This is a genomic window from Nonomuraea sp. NPDC059007 (genome assembly GCF_042740555.1).
In the GTDB taxonomy this organism is placed as follows: domain Bacteria; phylum Actinomycetota; class Actinomycetes; order Streptosporangiales; family Streptosporangiaceae; genus Nonomuraea.
This window is the reverse complement of the sequence record NZ_JBHYJD010000007.1, coordinates 71,004-88,936: the sequence shown is the minus strand read 5'-3', so window position 1 is coordinate 88,936 and position 17,933 is coordinate 71,004. Positions and strand designations below refer to the sequence as shown.

Here is a 17,933-nt window from a genome sequence, read left to right as displayed (position 1 = left end):
AACCTCGCTGCCAGACGAGCCGGCCGGGCGGCCGCGTCGGGCCCGCGAGGGTCCGCCGAGGAAGGTCCGGGCTCCACAGGGCAGGGTGGTCGGTAACGCCGACCCGGGGTGACCCGCGGGACAGTGCCACAGAGAACAGACCGCCTCCCCTTTTCGGGGAGGTAAGGGTGAAACGGTGGTGTAAGAGACCACCAGCGCCCACGGTGACGTGGGCGGCTCGGTAAACCCCACCTGGAGCAAGGTCAAGAAGGGCGTCTCGCGAGAGGCGCCCGCGCACGGCGTTCGAGGGCTGCCCGCCCGAGCCGCGCGGGTAGACCGCTTGAGGCCGCCGGCAACGGCGGCCCTAGATGGATGGTCGCCCCCTCACCAGAGGGACAGAACCCGGCCTACAGGCCGGCTCGTCACCATAGTCTGGCTGGAACGTTCCCCGTTTCGTGTCTACGGTCCGCATATGGCCGACAGGCGGCAGCACGTGAAGGGGCACTACCGGCGACGCCCTGGAGGCGGCCGGACCTGGGTGCGGCCGCACCTGCGCATGGGGCGGGTCGCCGGAGCCTCGGTGGGGGTCTTTGCCCTGCTGCTGGGGATCTGGCTGGCGGCAGGGGCGATGGGAAGCGGTGCGGAGCCGGTGCCGCCCTCGCCCCTGCCCGCGAGCGAACCGCCCCCACCCGCCCCGCCGACCGAACCTCCGCCGCCGGAGCCGCCCCCGGAGCCGCCCGCTGAGTCGCCTCCTCCGGATCCGCCCACGGGTGGATAAGGCCCGGGCGGGACTCGGTTAACCTGAGGCACATGATTCGACCCGCGACCCCCGACGACGTCTCCGAGATCCTGGCCATGGTCGCTGAGCTGGCCGATTACGAGAAGGTGCCCCATGAGGCCAGGGCGACCGAGGCGCAGTTGCGTACGGCCCTGTTCGGGGAGCGGCCCGCCGCCTTCGCGCACGTGGCCGAGGATGACGGGGAGCTCGCCGGGTTCGCGTTGTGGTTTCTGAGCTTCTCGACGTGGCGTGGCGTACACGGGATCTATCTTGAGGACCTCTACGTAAGGCCGCAGCACCGAGGCGGCGGGTACGGCAGGGCGCTGCTGGCCGAACTGGCCAAGATCTGTGTGGACCGGGGCTACCAGCGCCTGGAATGGTCGGTTCTCGACTGGAACGCCCCTGCCATCGGCTTCTACAAGAAGCTCGGCGCCATCCCCATGGACGAGTGGACCGTCTACCGCCTCACCGACGAGCCGTTGCGGGCCCTGGCGGAGTGAGAGGCGGAGGCATCGGCAACCCCGCCCCTCACTCACGTCCCTGGGAGTCGGGACGCTCTTCACGCTAGAACCGGAGAATGGCCCCGTCTGCGGAAGATTACGCAGAACGGGCGGCCCAGGCGGCCAGGATGGCCTGTTCCTTCTCGGGTTCCATGCCGTGCTTGTGCTTCTTGCCGTAGACCCGCTCGTCCTCGGGGATCTGCCGCAGCCACTCCCAGGTGTCGCGCACGGTGTCGGCCACGGGACGGCTGCGCAGCCCCGCCGCCTCGGCCTTGGCGGTCGAGACGGTCCAGAAGTTGGCCATGTCGGGCTGGGCGGGAGCCCACAGCGGAAGCTCCATCCACACGCCGGCCTCGTGCTCGATCAGGAAGTCATCGGCGATCCACACGAACTCCGCGTCCGACCCGGTCTCCCGCCTGCACATCCCCAGCCACTCGCCGTAGGTGGCGTTGCCCCGCGGCCCGGTGACGATGAACCGGTCGGCCACGCCCTTCTCGGCCTGGTCCAGCGTGAAGACGGCGATGTCGCGGGCGTCGATGAGCTGCATGGGCTGCGCCGGGTCGCCGGGGGCCAGCACCTTGCCGCCCTTCGAGACCCTGGTCAGCCACCACGGCAGGCGGGCGACGTTCTCGTGGGGGCCGAGGATGAGGCCGGGCTGGATGATCAGGGCGTTGCCCGCGAAGCCCTGCTCGACGGCGCGCTCGCAGCCCGCCTTGAGCACGCCGTAGTCACCGGCGTCGGAACCGGCGTCCGGCGCGCAGTCCCAGAGCGGGCTGTCCTCCGAGGTCTGCTCGGCGGGAAAGTTCTTGAAGGCGGAGATGGTGGAGATGAAGGCGTACGTCGCCGCCCGCCCGGACAGCAGCCGCACCGCCTCGCCCACCACCTTCGGCACATAACCGGAGGAGTCGACCACCAGATCCCAGGTGCGCCCGTCGACCAGCCGCTCCAGGTCCGCGGTGACCTCGCGATCCCCGTGCACCGCCTCGACACCGGGCAGGTCGGGCCCGCTCTGACCTCTGTTGAACGTCGTGACCTCATGTCCTCTGTCGAGCGCTTCCTGCACGATCGCGCGGCCGAGGAACGCGGAACCTCCGATGACCAGAACTCTCATAACTGCATTCTTCGCGTACGGCCCGCCAATTCCGTCACCTCTTCACCGAGAGCGTAGAAGGCAGCGGCGGCAGCATGTGCACCCGAGCCGACCCGATGTCGAAGTAGAGCCCGACCAGCTCCAGCTCCCCGGCCTTCACCTGCTCGTCCACCCGCCGGTACGTGCGCAGGTTGAGCAGCTGCTGCTGCACGTTGACCCGGCACAGCCGATCCAGCGGCCCGCTGTCGCTCCCGTCGCTCTCGGATTCGATGAACCGGGCCAGGCTGTGGTTGCCGTGCCGCAGCCAGCGCCGCAGCCCCGGCAGACTGCCCGCCTGAAGCCCGCCACTGAGCAGCCCGGTCATCGCGCCGCAGCCCGAGTGCCCGCACACCGTGATCGTGCGCACCCCCAGCACCTGCGTGGCGAACTCGATCGCGGCCACGACCGAGTCGTCGTGCGGCTCGCTGCCGCGCCGGGGCACGAGATTGCCGATGTTGCGCACGGTGAACAGGTCGCCGGGGCCGCTCGCGGTGATCAGGCTCGGCATCACCCGCGAGTCGGCGCAGGTGATGAACAGGTGCGAGGGCGTCTGCCTGCGGGCCAGCTCGGTGAAGATGGGACGGACCAGCGGAGCCGTACGCCGATGGAACTCACGCGCGCCCGCCGTCAGCTGGCACTCGACCTCGACCGGTCCGACCTGCTGCGGCACCAGCGACGGCCGGACGGTACGCCGTCTGCGGTGCGCCCACGGCAGCCACCAGCGGTCCGGTGCCCGCGGCGGGGTCTTGGCGGGGAACATGCGCGAGCCCGAGGCCGCCATCGCGTACCACTCGTCGTGCATGTCGTCGATGTCCACGTGACCGCCCATCCGCTCGTGGTCCACCCGCCACGAGTGGATCGCCTCGAACGCGGCGTTGTCCATGAAGTCGATGTTGAGGTCGAGGTCGACGCTGGCGCCCTCGGGGATCGAGCGCAGCTCGGCGGTCAGCCGGGGCACGCCGAGGAAGGTGAGCGAGCCGGAGATCGTCGCGTGGTAGTGGCCGTCCTCCTCCGGGCGTACGTTCACCGTCACCCAGGTCAACCGGCGCAGGGCCAGCAGCGCGGCCAGGCCCAGCCCGGCCACCACGCCCTCGGCCAGCCCGAGCAGGACGACGCCGACCAGGGTCACGATGTAGACGGGCACCTCGCCGTGGCCGTGCACCTTCCTGACATGGCCCAGGTTGACCATCTGCACGCCGATGAAGACCAGCAGCGCGGCCAGCGCCTCCATCGGGATCAGCTGGATCGACCAGCCGAAGCCCAGCGCGAACAGCAGCATCCAGACGCCGTGCAGCACCGTCGACCAGCGGCTGCGCGCGCCCGCCTTGACGTTGGCGGTGCTGCGCACGATCGCCCCCGCCACCGGCACCCCGCCGAGCGCCCCGGTCACCATGTTGGCCACGCCCTGGCCGGTCAGCTCGGTGTCGAGGTCGGAGCGCGGGCCCTTGTGCGTGCCGTCGACCGCGACCGAGCACAGCAGCGACTCCACGCTGGCCAGCAGCGCGACGAGAAGCACCGCGACGACGATACGGTGCCCGTCGCCCTGCGGCAACACCGGGAAGGCCCAGTCGGTGAAGCTGCCGGACAGGTCGACCCTTGTCACGTTCCAGCCGAACGCCCACGCCGTCACCGCGGCGGCCAGCAACGCGGCCAGCGGCGCCGGCACGGCCCTGACCGGTTTCGGGAGCTTCGACCAGATCGCCAGTACCGCGATCGTCAGCACGCCGACCGCGAAGCCGTGGTCGTGATGGGCGGCGATCTGCGCGGGCAACTCGATGAGGTTGGCGACCGCCGAGGTCTGCGGGCTGCCGCCGAGCACCACGTGCAACTGCGACAGGGCGATGACCACGCCCACCCCGGCCAGCGTGCCGTGGATGACCGCGGGCGAGACGGCCAGCGTGGCCCGTGCCGCGCGGAAGAGGCCGAGGACGATCTGCACCGCGCCGGCCAGCAGGGTGATCATGCAGGTGGCGCGCCAGCCGTACGTGTGCACCAAGTCCACCACGACGAGCGACAGACCGGCGGCGGGCCCGCTCACCTGTACGGCGGAGCCGCCCAGCGCGCCCGCCACGATGCCGCCCACCACGCCCGAGATCAGGCCCGCGGCGAGCGGCGCCCCGGAGGCCATGGCGATGCCCAAGGACAGGGGCACCGCGACGAGGAACACCACCAGCGAGGCGGGCAGATCGTATCGGAGCGTGCGGATCACGCTACTCTGTGTGTCCCTGATCATGCGAGCAACTCTAGTGCCCTACTGACCAGGGATTACGCCTAACTCGGGCTTTTGATGATCACCGGTAGTAGTCGGGATAGTCCTGCTGCTCGGGCGCCCGGCGGCGGCCGCCCTGGCGGGCCGGCTGCTGCTCCTGGCCGTTGGGGTACATCTCGCCGTAGCTCGGCCAGCCGGGGCCGCTCGCGGGCGGCTCGGGCCAGGCGGCGCCGGGAGTGGCGGCATTGGCCGGGGCGTAGTCGCCCGTCTCGTAGGCGGGGTAGGGGGCGGGCTGGGGCGCGGGCTGCGCGGTGGGCGCGGCCAGCACGTCGTCGTAGGCGGAGACCGCGCGGGCGGGCGCCGTGGGGGTGCCGGAGGCGGGCGTGGGGCCGGTGACCTCACTGTCATCGGCGACGGCCCAGCCGGCGCGGACCTCGTAGGAGTTCGGGAAGTCGTTGGCGGGCGGAGCGGCGTACGCGCCCTCGAAGGCCGGCCAGGAGTCCGCCGGGCCCGGCGTCACGGGCGTCGGGTCGTCGAGCACGTCGCGCACCGGCGTCGCCGGCCACGAGCCGGAGGCGGTGGGAGCCGGGGAGACCGGGCTCTGCCACGTCTCGGCGTTGTTGACGTAGGCGGGGAAGGGGTCGCTGGTGGGCGCGCCGTGCAGGGAGCCGTTGGGGATCGCGGTGAACGAGCCGCTGTTGGTGGGGGTGAACGACGGCGAGGGCGGCGGGGTGGTGGGGGCCGCGGGGAAGGTGCCGCTGTTGCGGGCGGGCTCCTGGCGGGGCGGCGGGGGCACGGGCTGGGCGCCGGCGCCCAGGATGCTCATCACGTCCGAGGTCGGGGCGGCGAAGGTCACGGTGCGCTGGTCGGCCAGGTCGGCGGTGGACGGAGCGGGAGCGGGGGCGGCCGCCTTCTTGGCCCGCCGCGACGGGCGCGTGGGCGGGGCGGGGGCCTCGCTCGGGACCGCTTCCATGTGCTGCGTCGGCTCGACGAGGTCGGCCAGGTTCGCCTTGGCCGCCGCGGGGGCGGGCGTGGGAGTGCGCTGCGGCAGCGGCTGCTGGACGGTGGCGGCGTTGGGGTCGGGTTCCGCGGCGGCGCTCACCGGCTGTTCCGGCTTCACCGGGCGCGGGGCGCCCATCGGACGGTCGACGTTCACCGGGCGGGAGGCGCCCTTGCGGGCCGCGACGGTGCCGCCGGCGCCGAAGCCGCCTTCCTCCGCATCGCTGCGGATGTTCGCCCAGAACTCCTCGTCCTCGTCATCGGAGCTCGGGTTGCCCCACTCGTCGACGCCGCGTTTGCCACGCTGGCCGGTGCGTACCGGCCGGGGCTGCTTCACCTCGTCGATCGGGCTGAAGTCCGGGCTGAAGTTGTTCATCCGGGGCTCGTGCGCCGCGAACTCGTCGGTCGAACGCGCTGTCCTCATCTCTTCCCGGTCGGCCATCTCCTTCAGCCGCTCCGGAGGCAGGGAACTCTCCCTCTTGTTCATCGAACGCATGCCCAGTGCCACGACGACGAGCACGAGGAGCACGACAGCGACCAAGCTGACTACGACCGCGATCATTGCACCACCCTCAAAGCCATGGCCTCCCAGTGGCGCCGGTGAGATCGCGCGGCCATCGACGCGACCTGCCCCCATTGATCACCGACGTCTAACAATTGGATCTGATTCTGTCGGACCACTATGAGCGTTGTCACACCCTAAGTGAAGAATTGGTAACCATTACTACCTGCGGTGTTCGACCTCTCACTCGATGTGGACCACCGTCAGTCGCCCCCGGGCGATGGTCCGGTCCGCGATGTTCTTCAGGACCTTGGGGAGAGAGGCGCCCCCTTCGACCGTCACCGGCTCGTCCAGCGCGTAGACGCTGAACCGATAGGTGGCCTCTTTGTCGCAGGGTGGCTCGTAACCTTCCTTGCCGCTGGTCACCTTGGCCTGGCCGGTGTCGTCGTCCGGCAGTGCCTCGGTGGCGTTGGGGCCGAGCTCGGTCCAGTCTGGCGGAATGTTGTAAACAACCCAGTTGACCGCGGGATTGGCGCCGGTGTGGGTGTCGAGCACGATCGCGATCGACTTGGCCCCAGGCAGCGGCTCACCCGACCAGCGCAGCGGCGGGCTGCCCTGGTTGCCCTTGCAGGAATATTCGCGGGGCAATGGCTTGCCCTCGCGCAGTTCTGGACTGGTGACGTTGAGCTGGCCGATGTCCTTGGCCATCGACCGGCCCGGAAGGAGCGCGCAGCCCGACGACGCGAGCGCCAGCGCGACCGCCGCCGAGAGGACGACGGCCCGTCGCACGCGTGTCGCCGTGTAACGCAGCCCCATGCCGGATGATGCTACGCGGCTCACGGCGGTGCGCCGACCGTTTCGCGAGGGTCGGTGGCGGGGGAAGGGCCGGAAATCATCCAGAATCATGGGATGGAGAAGGTGAGCTTGACCACAAGCATGACCTTCGCCATTCTCGGCCCGCTCGAGGTTCGCCGGGACGGCGAGGTCGTGGAGATCACAGGTCAGAGGCTACGCACCCTCCTTGGCCTGCTGGTTGTCGAGGCGGGCAGGACCGTTCCCCTGGCGACGCTGATCGCCGGGGTGTGGGGGGACCGGCCGCCTGACGGGGTCGCCAATGCCCTTCAGGCACTGGTTTCCCGGCTTCGGGCGGCACTCGGCAAAAACCCGGTGCGCCAGCTCATCGTCGCGGAACAGGCCGGATACCGGCTGGTTGCCGGTCCCGACCAGGTGGACGCGCACCGCTTCGCCGTACTGGCCAGGGAAGGGCAGGCGCGGCTGGCCGAGGGGGACGCCGCGACGGCGGCGGGGGTGCTGCGGGAGGCGCTGGCGCTGTGGCGCGGGCCCGCGCTCGCCGGCCTCGCCGACCTGGAGGTGGTCGCGGCCTACGTCGCCCGTCTCGACCATCTCCGGCTGGCCGCGGCGGAGGACCGGATCGAGGCCGACCTGCGGCTCGGGCGGTCCGCCGACGCCCTCGACGGGCTGGCCGGGCTGCTGGCCGCCCACCCGCTGCGCGAGCGGCTGCACGGCCTGCGCATGCGCGCCCTCCACGGGGCGGGCCGCCGCGTGGAGGCGCTGGCCGCCTACGAGAGCGCCCGCCGTTCCTTCCGCGACACCCTCGGCGCCGACCCTTCTCCCGAACTGGCCCGGATCCACCTGAACCTGCTCCGCGACGAGCCCGCGGCCCGCACCGAAGAGCCCCGTGAGCGGCGGGCGGGGAATCTGCGGGCCAGGCTGACGAGCTTCGTCGGCCGTGATCGTGATGTTGCTCGCATCGGCGACCTTCTGGGCCGGCACCGCCTCGTCACCGTGCTCGGACCCGGCGGCGCCGGCAAGACCCGGCTCGCCGTCGAGGCCGCCGCCGCGCTCGCGCCGCCCGGCGGGGCCTGGCTGGTGGAACTGGCCGGAGCCGCGGACGTCGCGCAGGCCGTGTCCGCCGCCCTGGACCTGCGTGACGGCACCCGCGTGCCGGGCCCCGAGCTCCCGATCGAGCGGCTCGTGCGGCTCATCGGCGACCGCGAGCCGCTGATCGTCCTGGACAACTGCGAGCACGTGATCGACGCCGCCGCCGAGGTGGCCGAGCGCGTGCTCGCCGCCTGCCCCGGGGTACGCGTGCTGGCCACCAGCCGCGAACCCCTCGCGGTCACCGGCGAGACGAGCTGGGCCGTGCCGCCGCTGGAACTGCCCCCGCCCGGCGCCGGCGACCCCCGCGAGTACGCGGCCGTGCGGCTGTTCGCCGACCGGGCGGCGGCGGTCCGCCCCGGCTACGCGCCGGACGCCGCCGAGGCCGCCGAGGTCGCGCGGATCTGCCGGGCGCTGGACGGGCTGCCGCTGGCCATCGAGCTGGCCGCCGCGCGGATGCGCTCGCTCGGCGCGAGCGAGGTGGCGGCGCGCCTGGGCGACCGGTTCTCGTTGCTGACGAGCGGCAGCCGTACGGCCCAGCCGCGCCACCAGACGCTCCGGGCGGTGGTGTCGTGGAGCTGGGACCTGCTGCCGGAACCCGAGCGCGAGCTGGCCGCCCGGATGTCCGTCTTCGCGGGCGGGGCCACGCTGGAGGCCGTGGAGCAGGTGTGCGCCGCCGACCTGGAGCCCCTGACCCGGCTGGTGGACAAATCCCTCGTCGTGTTCGAGTCCGGGCGCTACCGCATGCTGGAAACCATCCGCGCCTTCGCCGCCGAGCACCTGCCCGAGGGCGACCGGATCCGGCGCGCGCACGCCGCGTACTATCTCCGCTTCGCCGAGGACGCCGAGCCCGGCCTGCGCGCCGCCGGTCAGCTCCGGCACCTCGCCGCGCTCACCGCCGAGCACGACAACCTCGACGCCGCGCTCCGCTGGTGCGTGGCGAACGCGGCGGCAAATCCCGAGGCGGGGGAGATGGCGTTGCGGCTGGTGGGGGCGCTCGGGTGGTACTGGTGGCTGCGGGGCAGCCGGCTCGAAGGCGCCCAGCGCTCGGCCGAGGCGCTGGCCGCGGCGCCGTCGGCTCCCGCGCACCTGCGTGCCCTGGGGCTGGCCGTACACGGGATCAACGCCGTCGGCGCGGCGCTGCCGTGGGAGGGGGCGCGCGCCGCGCTCGCGCAGGCCCGCCGTCTCGGCGGTCCTGGTCATCCGCTGGTCGCGCTGGCCATGCCCATGTTCGTCCTGTACGGCGGCGCCCAGCAGACCTCCAGGGAAACCGGCGACCCCATGGCCGGCGACCTGCTGAACCACGCCGACCCGTGGGTCGTCGCCTCCGGCCACCTCATGGCCGGCCTGCTCAGCTACTACAGCGGCCACATCGCCGCCTGTGAGGCCGATCTGCGGGCGGCGCTCACCGGCTACCGCGCCGTGGGCGACCGGTGGGGCATCAGCTCCGCCCTCGCCGCCGTGGCCGACCTCCACGTGCTGCGCGGCGAGATCCACCAGGGCATCGAGGTCATGGGCGAAGCCCTGGAGGTCATGCAGACGCTCGGCGCCGTCGAGGACACCCCCTACCTGCGCGCCCGCCTCGCGATCGCGCTCAACCTGGCCGGCGACCGCGCCCGCGCGGAGCGCCACCTGGCCGAGATCGCCGGCCTGGTCGTCCGCTTCGGCGACCGGGTGGGCGAGGCCGGGGTCACCGCCGCCCAGGGCGACCTGGCCCGCCACGACGGCGACCTGCCCACGGCGCTGGCCTGTTACGGGCGGGCGATGGCCATCATGGAGTCCTCCGACGGAGTGCCCAAGCCGATGATCGCCGCCGTCAACACCGCGCTGGCCCTGGTCGCCCTGGACAAGGGCCGGCTGCCCGACGCCCGCCGCCATCTCACGCTGGCCCTGGAGCAGGCCGCCGCCTCGGGCGACGCGCAGCTGACCGGCCTGGCCGTGGTGGGCTGCGCCGCGCACGCGCTGGCGACCGGCGACGCCGCCCGCGCGGCCGTCCTGCTGGGCGCGGCCGCCGCGGTCAAGGGCCTCACCACGGTCGTGGACCCCGACCACGCCCGGATCACCCACGACACCCGCTCCGCTCTGCCACCCGGCTCCTTCGACATCCACTTCGCCCAAGGTCAGACCCTCGACCGGCCCGCCGCCCTGGCTATGGCCGGTTCGCTCACACGCGGGTCCTGAAGACCCTGATGGCCAGCGGCGCGAACACCGCCACGAACCCGGCCGCCCACAGCAGCGAGACCAGCGCCGGCGTCGCCACCTCGCCCCCGATGAGCAGCCCCCGGATCGCGTCGGCCAGGTAGGAGACAGGGTTGACCTCCGACCAGGCCCGCAACCAGGCCGGGAACGTCGCCGGATCGACCAGCGCGCTGCTCGTGAAGGTCAGCGGCATCATGGCGGAGAACGTGATCATCTGCACCTTCTCCGGACTCGACGCCCTGAGCCCGATCAGCACCGACATCCACGACATGGCCAGCGCGACCACCACCAGCAGCGCGAGCGCCCCGAGCACCCCGGCCACGCTCGTCTGGACCCGGAAGCCCAGCACCATCCCGAGCCCCATCAGCAGCGCGAACGCCCACACCTGCTTGAACGTGTCCGCGACGATCCGCCCCGCCAGCGGCGCCGTGCGCGCGATGGGCAGGCTCCGCAGCCGGTCGAACACCCCCTTGCTGATGTCGGTGTTGAGCCCGATCGCCGTGGACAGGGTGTAGAACAGTGCGTTCTGCACCACCAGGCCGGGCAGCGCGAACTGCAGGTAGTCCCCGGTGGAGCCGGAGATCGCGCCGCCGAACACATACGTGAACAGCAGCAGGAACATGATCGGCTGGATGCTCAGGTCGAGCAGGTCCCAGGGGTTGTGCTTGACCTGCACCAGGCTCCGCCAGGCCAGCGTGGACGTCTGCCGGACGGTCGCGCCCACCCCGGCCCGCCGTTCCAAGCGCACAGCCGTCGCCGCCATCTAGACCACCACCTTGGAATCGGCACGGTGGCCGGTCAGCGAAAGGAACACCTCGTCCAGGCTGGACTTGCGCAGGGCGAGCTCGGCGGCCACCACCCCCAGCTCGTCCAGCCGCCGCACCACCGCGGGCACCACCCGCGGATCGTGCACCGCCGCCGTCACCTTCCCGCCGGCGACCTCGGGCGGCGTCTCCACCACGGCCCGGACCACCTCGGCCACCAGGTCGAGCTGGTCGGACCGCAGCGGGCTCACCTCCAGCACCTGCGCGCCCGTCATGGACTTGAGCTGGTCGGAGGTTCCGGAGGCGATCACCCTGCCGTGGTCGAACACCACGATGTCGTCGGCCAGCTGGTCGGCCTCCTCCAGATACTGGGTGGTCAGCAGCACGGTCACGCCGTCGGCCATCAACCCCCGCACCACACCCCACAGGTCGGTACGGCTGCGCGGATCCAGCCCCGTCGTCGGCTCGTCGAGGAACAGCACCTGAGGCCGCCCCACCAGACTCGCCGCCAGGTCGAGGCGCCTGCGCATGCCGCCGGAGAAGGTCTTGGCGGCCCGGCCGCCCGCGTCGGCCAGGTCGAAACGATCGAGCAACTGCCGCGCCCGCGCCCGCGACTCCGGCCTGGACAGGCCGAGCAGGCGGCCGATCATGAGCAGATTCTCCACGCCGGTCAGCATCTCGTCGACCGCCGCGTACTGCCCGGTCAGGCCGATCAGCGAGCGCACCTGATGGGACTGGCGCACCACGTCGAACCCGCCCACCGAGGCCCGGCCCGCGTCGGGGGCCAGCAGGGTGGCGAGGATTCTGACGGCGGTGGTCTTGCCCGCCCCGTTGGGGCCCAGCACGCCGAGCAGCCTTCCCGGCGGCACCACCAGGTCGACACCGGCCAGCGCGGTGGTCTCGCCGTAGCGCTTGGCGAGGCCCTCGGCCTCGATCGCGTATCGCATGGACCCCACTGTGGCCCACGTCACTGACAGTTCTCTGACCCCGCGTGCGGGCCGCTGAGATAACGCTGACGCGAGCCGCGCCTAAGCTGGTCGGTGTGAGTGAATCCGAGCCCCGAGCGGGGACGCTGCGTGACCCGGCGCACCGCGTCTCGCCCAAGGCCAGGCAGCTGTGGATGCTGGAGTCGTTGATCGGCTTCGTCCTCCTGGTGGGCGGGGCGATCGTGGTGGCGCGTGTGGTGGGCGGCAGCGGGTGGGGCTGGGTGCCCGGGTGGCTGTCGGCCGACTCCTGGCTGCTGCCGGTGGGGGTGGGCGTGGTGGCCACGCCGTTCCTGGTGGCGGAGCCGTTCGTGCGCTTCGCCGTCCATCGGTGGGAGCTGTCGGGAGACGTCGTGTACGCCCGCTCCGGCTTCCTCACCCGGGAATGGGTGTTCGTGCCGGTGAGCCGGATCCAGACGGTGGACAAGGCACAGGGCTGGCTGGAGCGGCTGTTCGGGCTGGCCACGCTGGAGATCCGCACCGCGTCGCACGCCGGTTCCTCCACGATCAAGGGTCTGGAGTACGGCGTGGCCGCCGGGCTGGCCGACCAGCTCGCCCACCGGGCCGAGCACCTCAGGGACGACGCCACATGACCCCCGACCCCCACCACCCGGCGCCGCGACCCGAGGCGGAACCGGCCCAGCCCGGACCCGGAGAGGCCGAGAGGCCGGCCACACAGCCCGATCCCGCAGCCACCCGGCAAGTGACAGACGGCCCGCATCATGGCGAGCCGGGCGTTCAGGGACCGGCTGGCGGTGCGGCTGTGCCGGTGCGGCTCAGTCCCAAGGTGCTGCTCATCGACCCGGTCCGCATGCTGCCCTCGCTGCTGCTGCCGCTGGTCGGCGTGCTGTTCGTGGGCGGGTTCTCGCCGCGTTCGTTCCTGTGGGCCGCGCTGGGCGTCGCCGGGACGGTGGCGTTCGCGGTGGTGCGCTGGGCGACGTTCAGCTACCAGCTCGCGGGTGACCGGCTGGAGATCAAGCGGTCGCTGATCAGCCGTTCCGTCCGGACCATCCCGCTTGAGCGCATCCGCGGGGTGGACGTCTCCATGCCGCCCATGCACCGGTTGCTCGGCCTCGCCGTACTCAAACTCGACACCGGAGCCAGCGGCGGCAGCGAGCAGGAGGGCGAGCTCGACGGCGTCACCCTCGCCGAGGCCGAACGCCTCAAGGCGGTGCTCCTGCGCGCCCGCGCCCAGGAGCGGCCGCAACCGGCTCCCGACGCCCCTCAGCCGCCGCGGGAGAACGAGCGGGTCATCATGCGCGTGCCCCGCGCCTGGCTGCTCTACGGGCCGTTGTCGGGGGCGTACCTGCTGACGCCGTTCGCGCTGGCCGGTGGCGCCATCGGCCTCGCCTTCCAGTGGGGCGACCAGCTCGGCTTCGGCCGCGACGCCGCATGGGACGCCGGGCAGTGGCTCTGGGACCGCCCCTACCTGCTGCTGGTCGCCGTCGTCCTGCTGGTGGTCGCGATGCCGGTGGTGGGCGGGGCCATGTACGCGGTGTTCAACTGGAACTTCACGCTCAAGGAACGCGACGGCTACCTCGTCGCCGAGCGCGGGCTGATCAACCGCAGGAGCGTGTCCCTGGAGTCCCGGCGCGTACGCGGCTACGAGATCGCCGACGCCCTCGCCGAACGCTGGGCCGGAGTCGTACGCGTCTGGGCCATCGTCACCGGCCTCGGCGACTCCCAGGCCCGCGGCCAGCTCCTGCCCGACGTGCCCCGCGCCGTCGCCCACCAGGTCACCGGCGCCGCGATCGGCCCCTTCACCGCCGAGCTGCGCCCGCACCCGCCGGTGGCGCGCAACCGCCGCCTGTTCCGCGCGATCGCCCCCTGGGCCGCGCTGGCCGCCGTCGCGCTGGCCGCCGCCCTCCTGACCGCCGCCACGGCCTGGTGGGTACTCGCCGTCGCCGCCCTCATCCTGGCCGGGATCGGCGTCCCGCTGGGCCTCGACCGCTACAAGTCGCTGGGCCACGGGTACGACGGGATCCGGCTGTCGGTGCGTTCCGGGTCGCTGCGCCGTTCACAGGCGGTGTTCGAACGCCGGGCGGTGGTGGGGTGGCGGATCCGCCAGACGTGGTTCCAGCGCCGCGCGGGCGTCATGACGCTGGTGGCGGGGGTGGGCGCGGGCGAGGGCGGCTACTCGGCCGTCGACGTCTCGGAAACCCAGGCGGTCGCCTTTCCCACCGAGGTCACCCCCGACTGGCTGGCGCCCTTCGGTTCCTGATCGCGCTCTCTGCCCGGGGTCTGTGGCCGGCGTCTGTGGCTCTGTGCATGCCCCTTATCTCTTACGGCAAGCCAAGCGGGCGCCCCCCGCCGCCGTGCGCCGGGCCCGGTCGTCAGGCGCCCGGCAGTCGCACGAACGACCCGCCGTAACGACGCACGGCCGGCCACTTACCGTGGCCGGCCGTACCCGGAGCCTCAGTCCTGCTTGCGGGCACCGAACATGATCTCGTCCCAGGTCGGGACGGAGGCGCGCCGCCCCTTGGAACCCTTGCGCGGCTGCCGGGCCGCAGGCGCGGGCGGCGGCGACGGAACGGGCACCGTCGACGGGTCCTTCGGCTTGGGCTTCGGCTTGGCGATCGGCTCGTCCTTGCCGTCCCTAGCCGCCGGCACAGCCGCCTCCTCGCCCTTGCCCGCCTCGTCCTCCTGAACCTTCCCGGCCTTGGTCTCCTCGACCGGCGGCTTCTCGGCAACCGCCTCTTCCGCCTTGGCAGGTTCCACCTCGGCCACCTCAACCGGCGGCGCCACAGGCTGCGGCGCCTCGGTCTTGGGCTCTTCGGCCTTCGGTGCTTCAGGCTTGGGCGCTTCGGCCTTGGGAGCCTCGGGCTCCGGGGCTTCGGCCTTGGGAGTCTCGGGCTTGGGGATCTCGGGCTTGGGTGGCTCGATCGGCTGGGCGGCGGCCTTCGGCTCAGGGGCGGGCTCAGGCGCAGCAGGCTGTACCACGACAGCCTCGACCGGGGCCTCCTCCACAACAGCCTCGGCGGCCACGGCCTCCACGGGCGCCGCCTCGACCGGCTCTACCACCGGCTCAGAGGCAACGGGCTCCGCGACAACCGGCTCCTCGACAACCGGTTCGGCCGTGAGCTCCTCCACGGTGGCGGCGGGCTCGTCGGCAGCGGCAGGCTCGGCGACCGGCTCGGCGGTCTCCGGCTCCCGGACGTCAGGCGCGGCAACCGCCGCCTCCTGCACGACCGCCGCCTCCTGCACAACCGGGGCGACCGGGGCGACGACCTCATGGACGACCGGCTCAGCGGCCACAGGCTCCTGGGCGGCCGGCTCAGCGGCGGTCGCCTCAGCGGCCGGTGGCTCCTGGACCGCAGGGGCCGGTGGCCCCTGGACGACAGGGGCCGAGGGCACCTCGGCGACAGCGGCCGCGGGCACCTGGATGACGGGTGCCGGGGGCTCGTGGGTGGCCGGTTCGGGGGTCGCGGGCTCCTGGACGGCGGGGGGCTCCTGGGCTACCGGCTCCCGGGGTACCTGCTCCTGGGCTACCGGCTCCGGGGTTGTGGGCTCCTGGGGGAGGGGCGCGGGGGCCGGGTCGGGGGGGCGCGGGGCCGGGGCGTAGATGGGGTCGGTGTCGCGGGGCTGCGGGCGTTCCGGGCGGTTGGTGGCGAAGTCCGGGTGCCAGGCCGCCGGTGCCCGGCGTACACCCTCTCCACCCCGCCCGTCGAAGTCGGATGTCTCGTCCTCGAACGGGTACCCGCGCTCGGCCTCCCTGGAGGGGGTCTCGGGCGGGCGGACGTAGGCGCCTTCGCCGCGGGCCGGTGAGTACGCGTCCCGGTTCGGCGGGAACCCGTCGCGGCCGGTGCCCTCCTTGCCCTGCGCGTACCCCTCACGTCCAGGCGCGAAGCCTTCCCGGGCGGGCGGGAAGGACTCGCGTCCGGGCGGGAAGGCGTCGCGGCCGGGAGGGAATCCGTCACGGCCGGGCGGGTAGGCGACGGCCGGGCCGTCGCCGGGCCTGGCCACGGCGGGCGGCTCGTGCCGGATCACCGACGGCAGCGGCGGCACCGGCTGCAGCTTGGCGGCCCGCGGCGCGAACGGCGTGACGGTGGTGTCCTCGGCGGGCGGGTTCGGGTCGAAGTCGGCCGCCGACAGTCTCATGGACTCGTCGTCATGCGGCGTGACGTGCCGCTTGCGCGGGTCGAACAGCCACTCCGCGTGCCGGGTGTGACCGTTCCAGACGTAGCCGAGCTTGACCCGCCACAGGCCGTCGTCGCGTTTGGCGGAGTCCCAGTCGATCTCGTCGGTGGGCACGCCGCGGCGGGTGAGGCGCTCGGCGACGAGTTCACCGAGCGTGGGTCCCGGGGCGGACTCTCCAGGCATGCGAACGGCGACGCGCTGCGCCTGCTGGGCGACGTACTCCCGCTCCTGGAGCACGGGACCCTCGAACCAGCGGACACGCTCGACCGGGATTCCCGCGGTCGCGGCGATCTCTTCCGCGGTCTCTCCAGCGCGAATGCGTGCCTGGATCTCCTTGGGGCGCAACGGACTCTCCACTTCGATCTCGTACTGGCCGAGACGGGAGAAGTTTCCGCGGACGGCAGCGCGGAGCCGGTCGTCCACGGGGAGCGTGAACCGCGTACCCCGCCCGGCTGTCGCCAGGACGAGATACGTGCCGTCCTCACTCACCGCGACGAGTCGGAGCTCCTGCATGCGAGTCCCTTCGTCAGCGCGCTCATTCTTCCCCCGGACCCTTGAGTCTCTCGCGTGTGCCGGTTGCCTGCCAGCACCGTACCCGGCATGTCCGAACATCGCCTGCCTGGGATACTCCCCAAGCGTTGTGACGCCGGTCACATTTGTCGATTCCATCCTTTATAGCCCGCCGGAGTGCAGCAGGAGGTTAGGGGTCCTCGACGGATTCTGGCGAATCACGCCACGGGTCGCCGTGGACTTGAGCCAAGACGCGAGAGTTGACGGGCTGGAGCCGCGATGGGACTCCAGGTAGAGGGCGGCGACTCCGGACACGTGCGGGGCGGCCATCGAGGTGCCGCTCTCCTCGCGCGTGGTCCCCTCCAGCCAGGCGGAACGCACGTCGACGCCCGGCGCGTAAAGATCGACACAAGGGCCGTGGCCCGAGAACGGCGCCCGCCGGTCCGCGGAGTCGCTGGCCGCCACCGCGAACGCCCGGCGGGCCGGTGACACCGAGCAGGCGCTCTCGCCGGAGTTGCCCGCGGCGGCCACGACCAGGACGCCCGCCCGGGTGAGGTTGCTCACGGCGGCGTCCAGCGCGGGGGAGGGCTCGGCGCCGATCGACATGTTGGCCACGGCGGGGCCGCGCGCGTGCCTGCGCACCCAGTCGGCTCCGGCCAGCACGTCCGACATCGAACCGAAGCCGCAGCCCAGCACCTTCACCGAGGCGATCCTGGCCTGCGGGGCCACGCCGTACGTGCGGCCCGCGGCGACGCCCGCCACCTGCGTGCCGTGACCGCTGCAGTCGGCGCCGCGCCCGCCGGTGGCGTCGAAGGCGCGCCAGGCGCGGTCGCCGAACTCGCGGTGGCCGACGTCCACGCCGCTGTCGAGCACGTAGACGGTGACGCCCCGGCCGGTCGCCGTGGTGCGGTGGCGGCCGTCGAGGGGGAGTTCGCGCTCGCCGAGCCGGTCCAGTGCCCAGCCGCCCATAGGGTGGACCTGCCGGTCGGGTTCGAGCGAGCGTACCCGCGCGTCGGCCCGCAGTTCGGCCGCCTCCCTGTCGCTCAGCCACGTCGCGAATCCGGGCAGGACGGCCGTGTAGTAGCGGCGTACCCGCCAGCGCGTCTCGCTGACCAGGTCCCGCGCGTCGCCGCGTGTGTGCGCGGTCACGATGTACGGGCGGGTGGGCTCCGTCACCACCGGCCGCGCGGACAGTCCTGAGGCGGGTTCGGTCACGGCGAGCGGGGCGACGGTCGTGACGGCCGTGGCCACGGCCGCGGCGGCATAGACGGAGGGCAGTCCGAATCGGCGGGGCACGGCCCTTGAGCCTTCCTGTCACGCAGGTCACAGGAACAACAGGACACGC

General features: G+C 72.7%; 12 protein-coding genes and 1 other RNA gene. 5 read left to right on the top strand and 8 right to left on the bottom strand.

Features of this window, described 5'->3' with window-relative positions; translation table 11 throughout:
• Positions 1 to 15 precede the first annotated feature (15 nt).
• Both rnpB and ACFWY5_RS13540 read left to right on the top strand, forming a co-directional pair.
• An RNA gene (rnpB, locus tag ACFWY5_RS13545) (RNase P RNA component class A) lies at positions 16 to 405 on the top strand.
• 384 nt (positions 406 to 789) lie between these two features.
• The gene (locus ACFWY5_RS13540; protein WP_379631980.1) at positions 790 to 1,257 is read left to right on the top strand and encodes a GNAT family N-acetyltransferase; all 468 of its coding nucleotides are present in this window, start codon (positions 790 to 792) and stop codon (positions 1,255 to 1,257) included.
• Positions 1,258 to 1,354: 97 nt separating this feature from the next.
• Here the strand turns inward: ACFWY5_RS13540 and ACFWY5_RS13535 are convergent, their stop codons facing one another.
• The 4 genes from ACFWY5_RS13535 to ACFWY5_RS13520 all read right to left on the bottom strand — a co-directional run bounded on the left by ACFWY5_RS13535 (position 1,355) and on the right by ACFWY5_RS13520 (position 6,912).
• On the bottom strand, positions 1,355 to 2,368 hold the full coding sequence (locus tag ACFWY5_RS13535; protein ID WP_379631978.1) for an NAD-dependent epimerase/dehydratase family protein: 1,014 nt from the start codon (positions 2,366 to 2,368) through the stop codon (positions 1,355 to 1,357).
• Positions 2,369 to 2,402: 34 nt separating this feature from the next.
• Positions 2,403 to 4,619: a SulP family inorganic anion transporter gene (locus ACFWY5_RS13530; RefSeq protein WP_379631976.1), complete on the bottom strand. Its 2,217-nt coding sequence runs from the start codon at positions 4,617 to 4,619 to the stop codon at positions 2,403 to 2,405.
• Positions 4,620 to 4,677: 58 nt separating this feature from the next.
• The gene (locus ACFWY5_RS13525; protein WP_379609691.1) at positions 4,678 to 6,156 is read right to left on the bottom strand and encodes a hypothetical protein; all 1,479 of its coding nucleotides are present in this window, start codon (positions 6,154 to 6,156) and stop codon (positions 4,678 to 4,680) included.
• A gap of 183 nt (positions 6,157 to 6,339) precedes the next feature.
• Entirely contained in the window at positions 6,340 to 6,912 is a 573-nt protein-coding gene (locus ACFWY5_RS13520) for a YbhB/YbcL family Raf kinase inhibitor-like protein (protein ID WP_379609692.1), read from the bottom strand.
• Between the two features lie 108 nt (positions 6,913 to 7,020).
• Here ACFWY5_RS13520 and ACFWY5_RS13515 point away from each other — a divergent pair, with 108 nt between their 5' ends.
• Positions 7,021 to 10,176: a BTAD domain-containing putative transcriptional regulator gene (locus ACFWY5_RS13515; RefSeq protein ID WP_379631974.1), complete on the top strand. Its 3,156-nt coding sequence runs from the start codon at positions 7,021 to 7,023 to the stop codon at positions 10,174 to 10,176.
• Here ACFWY5_RS13515 and ACFWY5_RS13510 read toward each other — a convergent pair.
• On the bottom strand, positions 10,160 to 10,957 hold the full coding sequence (locus ACFWY5_RS13510; protein ID WP_379609695.1) for an ABC transporter permease: 798 nt from the start codon (positions 10,955 to 10,957) through the stop codon (positions 10,160 to 10,162). The two genes, ACFWY5_RS13515 and ACFWY5_RS13510, sit on opposite strands and share 17 nt — an antisense overlap.
• Complete coding sequence (locus tag ACFWY5_RS13505) at positions 10,958 to 11,905, bottom strand: ATP-binding cassette domain-containing protein (protein ID WP_379631972.1); 948 nt, start codon at positions 11,903 to 11,905, stop codon at positions 10,958 to 10,960.
• Positions 11,906 to 12,000: 95 nt separating this feature from the next.
• Here ACFWY5_RS13505 and ACFWY5_RS13500 point away from each other — a divergent pair, with 95 nt between their 5' ends.
• Entirely contained in the window at positions 12,001 to 12,534 is a 534-nt protein-coding gene (locus ACFWY5_RS13500; RefSeq protein WP_379609697.1) for a PH domain-containing protein, read from the top strand.
• A 170-nt stretch (positions 12,535 to 12,704) separates the two neighbouring features.
• Positions 12,705 to 14,162, top strand: coding sequence for a PH domain-containing protein (locus ACFWY5_RS13495; protein ID WP_379609698.1), 1,458 nt, complete (start codon positions 12,705 to 12,707; stop codon positions 14,160 to 14,162).
• 194 nt (positions 14,163 to 14,356) lie between these two features.
• On the opposite strand, the gene sepH is transcribed toward ACFWY5_RS13495, so the two are convergent.
• Together sepH and ACFWY5_RS13485 are read right to left on the bottom strand one after the other, a co-directional pair.
• Positions 14,357 to 16,591, bottom strand: coding sequence for a septation protein SepH (sepH, locus tag ACFWY5_RS13490; RefSeq protein WP_379631970.1), 2,235 nt, complete (start codon positions 16,589 to 16,591; stop codon positions 14,357 to 14,359).
• A 159-nt stretch (positions 16,592 to 16,750) separates the two neighbouring features.
• Positions 16,751 to 17,884, bottom strand: coding sequence for a S8 family serine peptidase (locus ACFWY5_RS13485; RefSeq protein WP_379631968.1), 1,134 nt, complete (start codon positions 17,882 to 17,884; stop codon positions 16,751 to 16,753).
• Between the last annotated feature and the right edge of the window lie 49 nt (positions 17,885 to 17,933).